Raw genomic sequence first — 12,977 nt, forward strand, 5'->3', positions numbered from 1 at the left:
GCGCAGTATAGCCAGCTGCCACGAGCATTTTCTACGCTTTCCTTGCGTTCTGACTGATATCCATGCACCGCCCATGACCCACGTCCCCCCCCACGCCCGGCCCGCCACCCTGGACCACACCCGCATCGACGACCTGCGCATCGCCGCCGTGCGCCCGCTGATCACGCCGGCGCTGCTGCAAGAGTGGCTGCCGCTGCCCGAGGCCAGCGCGACCCTGGTCGAGCGCAGCCGCGCCGCCATTGCGCGCCTGCTGCATGGGCGCGACGACCGGCTGCTGCTGATCGTGGGCCCGTGCTCGATCCACGACCACGACCAAGCGCTCGAATACGCGCGCCTGCTGCAGGCCCAGGCGGCGGCGCTGGCGGGCGAGCTGCTGCTGGTGATGCGGGTGTATTTCGAGAAACCGCGCACCACCGTGGGCTGGAAGGGCTACATCAACGACCCGCACCTCGACGGCAGTTTTGCCATCAACGAGGGGCTGGAGCGTGCGCGCCTGTTGCTGCTCGACATCCTGGCGCTCGGGCTGCCGGTGGGCACCGAGTTCCTCGATCTGCTCTCGCCGCAATACATCAGCGACTTGGTGAGCTGGGCCGCCATCGGCGCGCGCACCACCGAAAGCCAGAGCCACCGGCAACTGGCCAGCGGCCTGAGCTGCCCGGTGGGCTTCAAGAACGGCACCGACGGCTCGGTGCAGATCGCCGTGGACGCGCTGCAGGCCGCGGCCGCGCCGCACGCCTTCATGGGCATGACCAAGATGGGACAGGCGGCGATCTTCGAGACCCGTGGCAACGCCGACTGCCACGTGATTCTGCGCGGCGGAGCGCAACCCAACTACAGCGCAGCCGACGTCGAGGCCGCCTGCGCGCGCCTGCGCGCCGCCGGCCTGCGCGAGCGGGTGATGATCGACTGCTCGCACGCCAACAGCCGCAAACAGCCGCAGCGCCAACTCGAGGTCGGCGCCGACGTGGCGGCGCAAGTGGCCGCCGGCGAACAGCGCATCATGGGCCTGATGATCGAAAGCCACCTGCACGAGGGGCGCCAGGACATCGTGCCCGGCCAGCCGCTGCGCCACGGCGTCTCGCTCACCGACGCCTGCCTGGGGTTTGAGCACACCGTGCCGCTGCTGCACGAACTGGCGGCGGCCGTGCGCCAGCGCCGCTCACGCAACGGCGGCTGATCACAGGCCTTCATCAAAGCCCGCTTCAGGGCTTGCTTCGGGCCCTGCTGCGCGTGGCTGCGGCTTGGGCACCACGCGGCAGGCCAAACCGGTGTCAAATCCGCGCCCGAGCAGGAAACGGATCTGGCGCGCGCGCTCGGTGGCGTCGCGCGCAGGCTGGCCAAACTTTTTTTGCCACACCTGCTGCGCCCGCTCGGCCTCGGTATCAGCCAGCGCGGCGGTGGCTTGCTCCACCTGCCCCGCCTCCACCCCACGTTGGCGCAGCTCGGCGCGGATGCGCGCCACCCCTTGGCGCTGGGCGCGGTTGCGGCTCCAGGCCTCGGCAAAGCGCGCATCGCTGAGCCACCCTTGCGCCTGCAGCTCGTCGAGCAGGGCCTCCAGTGCGGCCGGCGGCTGCGTCGCGTCGGCGTGGGGTTGCAGCTTGCGCGCCAGCTCGAGGCGGCTGTGCTCGCGCTGCGCCAGCGCACGCAGCGCCCGCGCCTTCAGGGACATCGCCACCACGGGGCCGGCCTTGCAACGCCTGCTTCAGGCCCACCGCTCAGTCGGCCTCGAACGGCACCTCGCCGGTCGGCACCGACTCGCGCTCCGGCACCGCCAGCAGCGCGCGAATCTTGTTTTCGATCTCGCGCGCCAGCGCCGGGTTCTCGCGCAAAAACTCGCGCGCGTTCTCGCGCCCCTGGCCGATCTTTTCGCCGCCGTACGCGTACCAGGCACCGGACTTGTCCACCACCTTGTGCAGCACCCCGAGGTCCACGATCTCGCCCAGGCGGCTGATGCCTTCGCCGTACAGGATGTCGAACTCGGCCGTTTTGAAGGGTGGCGCCACCTTGTTCTTCACCACCTTGACCTTGGTCTCGGAGCCGATCACGTCTTCGCCCTTCTTGATCGAGCCGGTGCGCCGGATGTCGAGCCGCACCGAGGCATAAAACTTGAGCGCGTTGCCGCCGGTGGTGGTCTCGGGGCTGCCAAACATGACGCCGATCTTCATCCGGATCTGGTTGATGAAAATCACCATGCAGTTGGTTTTCTTGATGGTCGCGGTGAGCTTGCGCAAGGCCTGGCTCATCAGCCGCGCCTGCAGCCCGGGCAGGCTGTCGCCCATGTCGCCCTCGATCTCGGCCTTGGGCGTGAGCGCGGCCACCGAATCGACCACGATCAGATCGACCGCACCCGAGCGCACCAGCGCATCGACGATCTCCAGCGCCTGCTCGCCGGTGTCGGGCTGGCTGATGAGCAGCTCTTGCAGGTTGACGCCCAGTTTTTGCGCATACTGCGCATCCAGCGCGTGCTCGGCGTCGATGAAGGCGCAGGTGCCACCGATTTTTTGCATCTCGGCGATCACCTGCAGCGTCAGCGTGGTCTTGCCCGAGCTCTCGGGGCCGTAGATTTCGATCACCCGCCCGCGCGGCAGACCGCCCACGCCCAGCGCCAGATCGAGCCCCAGCGAACCGGTCGAGCAGACCTGGATGTCGGCCACGACCTCGCCCTCCCCCAGGCGCATGATCGTGCCCTTGCCGAACTGCTTGTCGATTTGCGCCAGCGCCGCTTGCAGGGCCTTGGCTTTGTCGTTGTCTGCTGCCTTGGTGCTCGAACTCATAGACGAATCTCCAAAAAAAAGAATGGGCGCGCGCGCGCAGAACCGGCAGGCCCACAGGCCCCCCTACTGCCTGCCAGTTTAACCACGCCGCAGCGCCCAGTCGGGGCTGGTGCCGCAAATATCTTGCCCGCCACGGCGGCGCAGCCTAAAATCCATTGCAGCCGATCGCCATCGCCCTGCCGCGCCATTTCATCCTCCCCACCCGGCCCGAGACCCAAACCATGCGCATCCTCATCGCCGAAGACGACCAGGTACTGGCCGACGGATTGTTGCGCACCCTGCGCGGCACCGGCGCCGCGGTGGACCACGTCACCAGTGGCAGCGAAGCCGACGCCGCCCTCATGGCCAATTCCGAGTTCGATCTGCTGATCCTCGATCTGGGGCTGCCGCGCCTGCATGGCATCGAGGTGCTCAAGCGCCTGCGCGGGCGTGGATCGGCACTGCCGGTGCTGATCCTCACCGCCGCCGACAGCGTGGAAGAGCGCGTGCGCGGCCTCGACCTCGGCGCCGACGACTACATGGCCAAACCCTTTGCCCTGCAAGAGCTCGAGGCGCGCGTGCGCGCCCTGGTGCGCCGCGGCAGCGGCGTGGCCTCGAGCCTGATTCGTCACGGCCCGCTGACCTACGACCAAGCCGGCCGCGTGGCCTGCATCGACGGCAAGATGGTGGAACTGTCGGCGCGCGAGCTTGGGCTGCTCGAGGTGTTGCTGCAGCGCGCCGGCCGCCTGGTCAGCAAGGACCAACTGGTCGATCGCCTGTGCGAGTGGGGCGAGGAGGTGAGCAACAACGCCATCGAGGTCTACATCCACCGGCTGCGCAAAAAGATCGAAAAGGGCCCGATCCGCATCGCCACCGTGCGCGGTCTGGGGTACTGCCTTGAAAAAATCCCTGGCTGAAGCCCCCGCGCTGGCGCCGGTGGACACGGCGCCCGAGACCGCCTCCAGCACGCCCTTTGGTCTGTTCCCGCGCGAGCAGCGCAGCCTGTTTGGTGAAATCCTGGACTGGATGCTGACCCCGCTGCTGCTGCTGTGGCCGCTGTCGCTGGCGCTCACTTGGCTCGTGGCCCAAGGCATTGCCAGCAAGCCCTACGACCGGGCGCTGGAGTTCAACTTGCAGGCGCTGGCGCAGTTCGTCACCGTCGATGACGCCGTGGTGCGCTTCGAACTCGGCGCCCAGGCCCGCGATCTGCTGCGCGCCGACGACACCGACCGCATCTACTATCAGGTGCTCGATGCCGAAGGGCAGCTGGTCAGCGGCGAGCCCAATTTTCCGCTGCCCGACTTTGAGCGCGCAGCGGACCGTTCGGCACCCAGCGGCACCCTGCATTTGCGCGACGACGTGCTGCGCGGCGAACCGGTGCGCGTGGCCTACACCTGGGTGATGCGCGGGCACGAAATGCCGCAGCAGGTGCTGCTGCAAGTGGCCGAAACGCGCGGCAAGCGCGCCATGCTCGCCACCGAAATCATCAAGGGCGTGATGGTGCCGCAGTTCGTCATTCTGCCGCTGGCGGTGCTGCTGGTGTGGCTGGCGCTGGTGCGCGGCATCCGCCCGCTCAACGACCTGGAGCGGCGCATCCGGGCGCGCCGCCCCGACGACCTCAGCCCGCTCGACGAAGAGCAGGTGCCGCAAGAGGTGGCGCCGCTGGTGTCGTCGATCAACGACCTGCTGCTGCGCCTCAAGGCCTCGGTCAGCAACCAGAAGCGCTTCCTGGCCGATGCCGCGCACCAGCTCAAAACGCCGTTGGCGGGGCTGCGCATGCAGGCCGAAATGGCGCAACAAGCGCGCCACCACGACGACGGCGACATCCAGCGCTCGCTGCAGCAAATCGCCCAATCCAGCATGCGCGCCACCCACACCGTGAACCAGTTGCTGGCCCTGGCGCGGGCCGAAACCAGCGGCCGCAGCCTGCCCAAAGTCCCCTTCGACCTGGCCGCAACCGTCACCGAGGCGCTCGAAGACGCCGTGCCACGCGCCCTCGAGCGAGCGATCGATCTGGGTTACGAAGGCCCAAGCCAGATGCCCGTCGGCTGCCTGCTGCAAGGCAACCCCACCCTGATCAGCGAACTGGTGCGCAACCTGATCGACAACGCCCTGCGCTACACCCCGGCTGGTGGCGTGGTCACGGTGCGCGTGCTGTTCGATCGTTACAGCGGCGTGCAGCTGCTGCAAGTCGAGGACGACGGGCCCGGCATCCCGCAAGCCGAGCGTGCCCTGGTGCTGGAGCCCTTTTACCGCGCCCTGGGCACCAACGTCGATGGCTCCGGTCTGGGCTTGGCCATCGTGCAGGAAATCGCCACCCAGCACCAGGCCACGCTGCAGCTCGAAGACAGCTTTCCTGCGCGCGCGCTGCGGCGCGGGTTGCGCGTCACGGTGCGCTTTGGCCTGCCCGTGAATGGCGACGGGAACCCCTGAGGGCGCAGCGCGCTGCCTCGGTGCGGGCTTGCTGCGGCTTGAATCCCAGCGATTACGTAGTTCTGCGCATGCCAATGCCCAGCGTCTGAGCTACCATGCGCTGTCCTTATTTTTCGGAGACACCTTCATGAAAAAACTGCTGACTTTCGCCCTGGCGGCCACCGCCATGGCCGGCGCCGTGGCGCAGGATTTCCCCAGCCGCCCGATCACCATCGTCGTGCCCTTTGCCGCCGGTGGCCCGACCGACACGGTGGCGCGTCAACTGGCCGAAGCCATGCGGCCGCACTTGGGCAACGCCAGCATCGTGGTGGAAAACGCCGCCGGGGCCGGTGGCACCATCGGTGCCGGGCGGGTGGCACGCGCTGCGCCCGACGGCCACACCCTGCTGGTCTGGCACATCGGCATGGCCAGCACCGCCAGCCTGTACCGCCGCCTGCCCTTCAACGCGCTGCAGGACTTCGAATACCTGGGCATCATCAACGACGTGCCCATGACGCTGGTGGGCAAGCCGCAACTGCCCGCCAACACCTACCGCGACTTTGAAAACCACATCCGCGCCAACGCCGGTCGCCTGAACCTGGCCCACGCCGGCCTGGGTTCGGCTTCGCACCTCTGCGGCCTGATGTGGCAGCACGCCATGGGCTTGCAGCAGGCCATGACCACCATCCCCTTTGGCGGCACGGCGCCGGCCATGACCGCCCTCATGGGTGGCCAAGTCGATGTCATGTGCGACCAAACCACCAACACCGTGAGCCAGATCGAGGCCGGGCGCATCAAGGCCTTTGCCGTGACCACTGCGCAGCGCCTCAACGACCACCCCAGCCTGCGCCACTACCCGACGCTGCAAGAGATGGGCTTGCGCAACTTCAACCTCACCATCTGGCACGGGCTCTACGCGCCACGCGGCACCCCGCCGGCCATCACACAGCGCCTCAACGCCGCCATGCGCGCCGCCCTGCGCGATCCGACCTTCATCCAGCGCCAGAACGCCTTGGGCGCCCTGGTGGCCACCGACAACCGCGTCACCCCCGAAGGGCACCGCGCTTTCGTGACCAACCAAATCAACCAGCTGCGCACCGTGATCGAGGCCGCAGGGCAGTTCGCTGATTGACCCAAGGGCAGTCGAGGCCACCGCACTCCGGCCCATGAGCGGCCGGGGCGGGTGGCCTTGGGCCTTGGGCCTCAAACGCCCCAGACCACCTCGGTCTTTTCGGCCATGCAGTGTTTCAGCATCTCCAAGAAAGGCGCAACACGGGTGCGCAGGCTCACGCGATCCGGGTCGGGCACATACTCACCCTTTTCGATCGCCTCCTGTTTCTTGCGCTCGTATTCGGCTTCTTCGTGCACCACGGCAGCCTTGAGGGCCTCGATCGCGGCGGGCATCTGCTCGACCAGCAAAATGCCGGGGCCGGTGGGCTCCTTGCCCAGGATTTGCAGCAACTGCTTGGCATTGTGCTCCAGCATCACCACGTCGCCAGTGGATCGGGATTTGAATCTGAAAGCCATGATTTGCTCCTGAATGCGATTGAAGGGATGCGGCAGCCTCTATTTTGGCATTCAAAAGGCCGCTGCGCATGACAAGCCAGGCAGATTCTTCAGCCCCACCCGGCACCCCTCAAAGCGCCTCTTCGGCGCGGATCACGGTCTCTTCAAGCCGGGCCGCGATCTGCCCAATCGCCACGCTGGCCGGCGCTCCCGGCGTGTGCAGCAGCAGCAATTGCCGGCGCATGACCGCGTCCTTGACTGCCTGATCGATCGGAATGTCTCCCACATGGTGCAAGCGCACCACCGGCAAACCCTTGGCAGCGGCGCTGGCCCCAGGCACGGTACCGACAAAGCGGTTGAGCACCGCTTGCAACTGCGCCGTGATCGCCTTGCCGTCGCCCGTGCGCGCCGACTGGTTGACCAGCAAGCGGATGCGCTGGCGCCGCTGCTGCGTGCTCAGCACCTTGATGGTGGCGTAGGCGTCGGTGAGCGAAGTCGGCTCGGGCGTGGCCACCAGCAGCACCTCGGAGGCCAAGGACAGGGCAAACAACACCACATCCGAAATGCCGGCACCGGTGTCGAGCAGCACCACGTCGTAGCGCGGCACCACCTCGGCCATCAGACGCAGAAAATCGTCGCGCACTTCGGGCGTCAGGCGCGAGTACTCCACCAGCCCCGAGCCGGCCAACAACACCGCAAAGCCCCCCGGCGCCTTGATGATCGCATCCTCGAGCGCACACTTGCCGGTGAACACGTCGTGCAAGGTCAGTTTCGGGTACAGATTGAGCACCACGTCCAGGTTGGCCAGCCCCAAGTCGGCGTCGAGCACCAGCACCTTGAGCCCCCGCCGCGTCAGCGCAGCGGCCAGATTGGCCGAAATAAAGGTCTTGCCCACACCGCCCTTGCCGCTCGTGACGGCGATCACCTTGCCCTTGACCGGATGCAGCAGCACGCCCGATGCCTCTGTGCCGGTTGCGTGCTGGGATTTGTGGTCGGTCATGTTCGAATGTTCCTGATTCATTGGGCGCTCTGGCCGTGACCGGCCAGCTGGCCTTCGGCACCTGACCAACCAAACAGCAGCCCTTTTTCTTCTGCGCTCACGTCGGCGCTCAGCACCGGCTCCAGGCGCACACAATTGCGGCCCTCCTGCTTGGCGCGGTACAGCTGCCGGTCGGCGCGCGCCATCCAGTCCACCAACGCCCCCTTGACCCAGGGCAAAGCAAAGGCACCGCCCACGCTGACCGTCACCGGGATCGGCACCAACCCCGGCAAGGCAATCGGTGTCGCTTCAATGGCCGCTCGCGCCCTCTGCGCCACAGCCATGGCGAAGGAGGGTGGACAGCTTGGGCACAACACGGCAAACTCCTCGCCACCGAGGCGTGCCACGTCGTCCATTGGGCGCACTGCGTCGCGCAGGCGCTGTGTCACCTCGCGCAACACCAGGTCGCCTGCCGGGTGCCCGTAACTGTCATTGATGCGCTTGAAATGGTCGATGTCCACGGCCAGCAACAGCGCATACTCACCGCCGCGCGTCACCCGGTCCAGTTCCTGCTCCAGCGCAGTCAGGAATGCGCGCCGATTCATCACCCCGGTCAGGGGGTCGGTCGAGGACAGTTCGCAGAGCGCATCGAGCACCGATTGGAGGTAATGGGTCTCCCCCACTTGCGCGGGCGGTGCCAGCGCCACACCCGCTTGGCGCAGCAAGGCGTCGACCTTTTCCAAGCGCAAAACTGCCATGTCCATGCGGGGATCATAACCGCAACCAACCCGGTCGCGGCGGCTGGTAACGCACCGCCGCGGCGATGGCCTCGATGTGCTCGGCCGTGGTGCCACAGCATCCGCCGACGATATTGACCAGCCCTTCGGCGGCAAATTCGTGCAGCAGGCGCGACGTCACCTCAGGGCTTTCGTCAAAGCCGGTCTCGCTCATGGGGTTGGGCAAACCCGCATTCGGATAGCAGCAGATAAAGGTTTCGCTGGCCAGGCGCGCCAATTCCTGAATGTAGGGTTTCATCAAGGCCGCCCCCAGCGCGCAATTGAGCCCAACCGCCAACGGCTGCACATGGCGCACACTGGCCCAGAATGCGCCCACCGTCTGCCCGCTGAGCAAGCGCCCCGAGGCATCGGTGACGGTGCCGCTGATGACGATCGGCACACGCTCACCGGATTGCTCGAAACACCCTTCGATTGCAAACAGCGCCGCCTTGGCGTTGAGGGTGTCGAAAATCGTCTCGACCAGCAGCAGATCGACCCCACCCTCCATCAGCGCCAGCGTCTGCTCGGCATAGGCCTGCACCAGTTCATCGAAATTCACGTTGCGCGCCCCGGGGTCGTTCACATCCGGGCTGATGCTTGCGGTCTTGGGCGTGGGCCCGAGCGCACCCGCGACAAACCGCGGCTGTGCCGGGCTGGAATAGCGATCGCAGGCTTGCCGCGCCAGCCGCGCAGAGGCCAGGTTCATCTCGCGCGCCCAATCGGCCATGCCGTAATCGTCTTGGGCGACAGAGGTCGCGCCGAAGGTATTGGTTTCGATGATATCGGCACCCGCCGCCAGATAGCCGGCGTGGATTTGAGCGATCACATCGGGACGGGTCAGACTGAGCAACTCGTTATTGCCCTTGACTTCCTGCGGTAGGGCCTCGAGGCGTGCACGCAGCTCGGGCGAGAGTGCTGGCCCACCGTGGCCGCGATATTGCGATTCGTTCAAGCGAAAGCGCTGAATCATGGTGCCCATGGCACCGTCGAGGATCAGGATCCGTTGACGCAGCAAATCGGGCAGTTGGGCGGCGCGGGTGTAGCTTGGCATGATGAGGCAAGACGCAAAAAAGCAAACCCCGAATCGGGCTTGGGCCTGACTCGGGGTTTCATCATAACAGCCTGACGATGACCTACTTTCACACGGGGATCCGCACTATCATTGGCGCGCAGTCGTTTCACGGTCCTGTTCGGGATGGGAAGGGGTGGGACCGACTGGCTATGGTCGTCAGGCATAACTGGTTGCTGGGCTGCTTTTTGGGGCAGCGCAGCGGGATTCACAGAGTCGAATCGGATCTTGATTGCTTTGCATGGTTGGCCTGCAGCTTTGGGCTTTGGCCGGGTCATGCTGAGCGAATATTTTGAGCTCGAGCGTGAGTGCAGCGGATGGTTACGGCACACGTTTCGAGACATTCCTGCAAGGATGCATGGGGTCTTCAAAATTATAGGGTCAAGCCGCACGGGCAATTAGTACAGGTTAGCTCAACGCATTGCTGCGCTTACACACCCTGCCTATCAACGTCGTAGTCTTCGACGACCCTTCAGGGGGCTCAAGGCCCCGGCAGATCTCATCTTGGAACGAGTTTCCCGCTTAGATGCTTTCAGCGGTTATCTCTTCCGCACATAGCTACCCGGCGATGCCACTGGCGTGACAACCGGTACACCAGAGGTGCGTCCACTCCGGTCCTCTCGTACTAGGAGCAGGCTTCCTCAAATCTGCAGCGCCCACGGAAGATAGGGACAAAACTGTCTCACGACGTTTTAAACCCAGCTCACGTACCTCTTTAAATGGCGAACAGCCATACCCTTGGGACCGGCTACAGCCCCAGGATGAGATGAGCCGACATCGAGGTGCCAAACACCGCCGTCGATATGAACTCTTGGGCGGTATCAGCCTGTTATCCCCAGAGTACCTTTTATCCGTTGAGCGATGGCCCTTCCATACAGAACCACCGGATCACTATGTCCTGCTTTCGCATCTGCTCGACTTGTCGGTCTCGCAGTTAAGCACGCTTATGCCATTGCACTATTAGCACGATGTCCGACCGTACCTAGCGTACCTTCGAACTCCTCCGTTACGCTTTGGGAGGAGACCGCCCCAGTCAAACTGCCTACCATGCACTGTCCCCAATCCCGATTCAGGGACCAAGGTTAGAACCTCAAACGCACCAGGGTGGTATTTCAACGTTGGCTCCAGGCGAACTAGCATCCGCCCTTCAAAGCCTCCCACCTATCCTACACAGATCCGTTCAAAATCCAATACAAAGCTACAGTAAAGGTTCATGGGGTCTTTCCGTCTTTCCGCGGGGAGATTGCATCATCACAAACATTTCAACTTCGCTGAGTCTCGGGAGGAGACAGCGTGGCCATCGTTACGCCATTCGTGCAGGTCGGAACTTACCCGACAAGGAATTTCGCTACCTTAGGACCGTTATAGTTACGGCCGCCGTTTACCGGGACTTCGATCAAGAGCTTGCACCCCATCAATTAATCTTCCGGCACCGGGCAGGCGTCACACCCTATACGTCCACTTTCGTGTTTGCAGAGTGCTGTGTTTTTAGTAAACAGTCGCAGCCACCAATTTTTTGCAACCCCTTCGTGCTTCGATGCTCTCTACACACTACCAGGGCACACCTTCTTCCGAAGTTACGGTGTCAATTTGCCGAGTTCCTTCTCCCGAGTTCTCTCAAGCGCCTGAGAATACTCATCTCGCGCACCAGTGTCGGTTTGCGGTACGGTCAACTGCAAGCTGAAGCTTAGTGGCTTTTCCTGGGACCCCGTTTGGTTACTTCACGAACAAGTTCGCTCGATCGACAGCCTCGGTATATGTTGGGCGGATTTGCCTACCCAACGCCTACTTCTGCCTAAACCGGGACTTCCAACACCCGGATAACCTATTAAGATCCGTCCCCACATCGCACTTGCAGTCGGTACAGGAATATTGACCTGTTTCCCATCAGCTACGCATCTCTGCCTCGCCTTAGGGGCCGACTCACCCTACGCCGATGAACGTTGCGTAGGAAACCTTGCGCTTACGGCGAGCGGGCTTTTCACCCGCTTTAACGCTACTCATGTCAGCATTCGCACTTCTGATACCTCCAGCAGGCTTCACAACCCACCTTCAACGGCTTACAGAACGCTCTCCTACCACGCACATTGCTGTGCATCCGCAGCTTCGGTAACTGGCTTGAGCCCCGTTACATCTTCCGCGCAGGACGACTCGATCAGTGAGCTATTACGCTTTCTTTAAATGATGGCTGCTTCTAAGCCAACATCCTGACTGTCATAGCCTTCCCACTTCGTTTCCCACTTAGCCAATTTTAGGGACCTTAGCTGGCGGTCTGGGTTGTTTCCCTCTTGAGTCCGGACGTTAGCACCCGGTGCTCTGTCTCCCAAGCTGTACTCGTCGGTATTCGGAGTTTGCATAGGTTTGGTAAGTCGCCATGACCCCCTAGCCTAAACAGTGCTCTACCCCCGACGGTAATACTTGAGGCACTACCTAAATAGTTTTCGGAGAGAACCAGCTATTTCCAAGTTTGTTTAGCCTTTCACCCCTATCCACAGCTCATCCCCTGGTTTTGCAACACCAGTGGGTTCGGACCTCCAGTACCTGTTACGGCACCTTCATCCTGGCCATGGATAGATCACTTGGTTTCGGGTCTACACCCAGCGACTGAATCGCCCTGTTCGGACTCGGTTTCCCTACGCCTGCCCTATTCGGTTAAGCTTGCCACTGAATGTAAGTCGCTGACCCATTATACAAAAGGTACGCCGTCACCCGTTTCCAGGCTCCGACTTTTTGTAAGCATGTGGTTTCAGGATCTATTTCACTCCCCTCCCGGGGTTCTTTTCGCCTTTCCCTCACGGTACTTGTTCACTATCGGTCGATGATGAGTATTTAGCCTTGGAGGATGGTCCCCCCATATTCAGACAGGGTTTCTCGTGCCCCGCCCTACTTTTCGCTAGCTTAGTACCACACGGCTCTTTTCACATACGGGGCTTTCACCCACTATGGCCAGCCTTTCCAGACTGTTCTGTTAAGTGTCGTGCTATCACTAGCAGGCTCCTCCGATTTCGCTCGCCACTACTCTCGGAATCTCGGTTGATGTCTTTTCCTCGAGCTACTTAGATGTTTCAGTTCACTCGGTTCGCCTCGTGCACCTATGGATTCAGTGCACGATACCCTTGCGGGTGGGTTTCCCCATTCGGAAATCTCCGGATCAAAGCTCATTTGCCAGCTCCCCGAAGCTTATCGCAGGCTATCACGTCCTTCGTCGCCTATCATCGCCAAGGCATCCACCACATGCTCTTATTCACTTGACCCTATAACTTTGAAGTCTGCCACCGCACCCCGTCAGCCACCGAAGCAGCCCCGGAGCACCGCAGCAAATCGCCGCACAGCATCAAGGAATGTCTGTCAGGTCTCGCACCTGACGCGTTATGCCGTATCCAATCCGCTTGAAACTCTCGCTTCAAAATTGAATTCGCTTTGACGCAATCAAAATCGTTGTCGGCACACGCCACGTCTTGCGACGCCGCAGGCCCACAACT

The 12,977-nt window shown here is 63.1% G+C and carries 10 protein-coding genes and 2 rRNA genes; 4 read left to right on the plus strand and 8 right to left on the minus strand.

Going from position 1 to position 12,977, the window contains the following annotated elements; all coding sequences use genetic code 11:
* Positions 1-73 precede the first annotated feature (73 nt).
* Complete coding sequence (locus AAAZ40_RS00520) at positions 74-1,177, plus strand: 3-deoxy-7-phosphoheptulonate synthase (protein ID WP_476660679.1); 1,104 nt, start codon at positions 74-76, stop codon at positions 1,175-1,177.
* Here the strand turns inward: AAAZ40_RS00520 and recX are convergent, their stop codons facing one another.
* A complete protein-coding gene (gene recX / locus AAAZ40_RS00525; RefSeq protein WP_476661745.1) occupies positions 1,178-1,669 on the minus strand; it encodes a recombination regulator RecX in 492 nt (163 codons plus the stop codon). It lies immediately after the preceding gene.
* A gap of 46 nt (positions 1,670-1,715) precedes the next feature.
* Complete coding sequence (gene recA, locus AAAZ40_RS00530) at positions 1,716-2,774, minus strand: recombinase RecA (RefSeq protein ID WP_476660680.1); 1,059 nt, start codon at positions 2,772-2,774, stop codon at positions 1,716-1,718.
* 221 nt (positions 2,775-2,995) lie between these two features.
* Between recA and AAAZ40_RS00535 the strand changes: the two genes are divergently transcribed.
* The 3 genes from AAAZ40_RS00535 (at position 2,996) to AAAZ40_RS00545 (ending at position 6,297) form a co-directional block, all read left to right on the plus strand.
* Entirely contained in the window at positions 2,996-3,670 is a 675-nt protein-coding gene (locus AAAZ40_RS00535; RefSeq protein ID WP_476661746.1) for a response regulator, read from the plus strand.
* Between the two features lie 109 nt (positions 3,671-3,779).
* Positions 3,780-5,186, plus strand: coding sequence for a sensor histidine kinase N-terminal domain-containing protein (locus tag AAAZ40_RS00540; protein WP_476661747.1), 1,407 nt, complete (start codon positions 3,780-3,782; stop codon positions 5,184-5,186).
* A gap of 127 nt (positions 5,187-5,313) precedes the next feature.
* Positions 5,314-6,297, plus strand: coding sequence for a tripartite tricarboxylate transporter substrate-binding protein (locus AAAZ40_RS00545; protein WP_476660681.1), 984 nt, complete (start codon positions 5,314-5,316; stop codon positions 6,295-6,297).
* Between the two features lie 71 nt (positions 6,298-6,368).
* Here AAAZ40_RS00545 and AAAZ40_RS00550 read toward each other — a convergent pair whose 3' ends face one another.
* The 6 genes from AAAZ40_RS00550 to AAAZ40_RS00575 form a co-directional block, all read right to left on the minus strand.
* Positions 6,369-6,692: a DUF1840 domain-containing protein gene (locus tag AAAZ40_RS00550; protein ID WP_476660682.1), complete on the minus strand. Its 324-nt coding sequence runs from the start codon at positions 6,690-6,692 to the stop codon at positions 6,369-6,371.
* A 109-nt stretch (positions 6,693-6,801) separates the two neighbouring features.
* Positions 6,802-7,671: a MinD/ParA family protein gene (locus AAAZ40_RS00555; RefSeq protein WP_476660683.1), complete on the minus strand. Its 870-nt coding sequence runs from the start codon at positions 7,669-7,671 to the stop codon at positions 6,802-6,804.
* 17 nt (positions 7,672-7,688) lie between these two features.
* On the minus strand, positions 7,689-8,414 hold the full coding sequence (locus tag AAAZ40_RS00560) for a GGDEF domain-containing protein (RefSeq protein ID WP_476660684.1): 726 nt from the start codon (positions 8,412-8,414) through the stop codon (positions 7,689-7,691).
* A 7-nt stretch (positions 8,415-8,421) separates the two neighbouring features.
* Positions 8,422-9,477 (minus strand): homocysteine S-methyltransferase family protein, encoded by a 1,056-nt coding sequence (locus AAAZ40_RS00565; protein WP_476660685.1) that lies wholly within the window; start codon positions 9,475-9,477, stop codon positions 8,422-8,424.
* Positions 9,478-9,546: 69 nt separating this feature from the next.
* Positions 9,547-9,659 (minus strand): 5S ribosomal RNA (gene rrf / locus AAAZ40_RS00570).
* Between the two features lie 213 nt (positions 9,660-9,872).
* Positions 9,873-12,749, minus strand: a 23S ribosomal RNA gene (locus tag AAAZ40_RS00575).
* Positions 12,750-12,977: the final 228 nt, after the last annotated feature.

It is taken from the genome of Serpentinimonas sp. SMBJO2 (assembly GCF_056341105.1).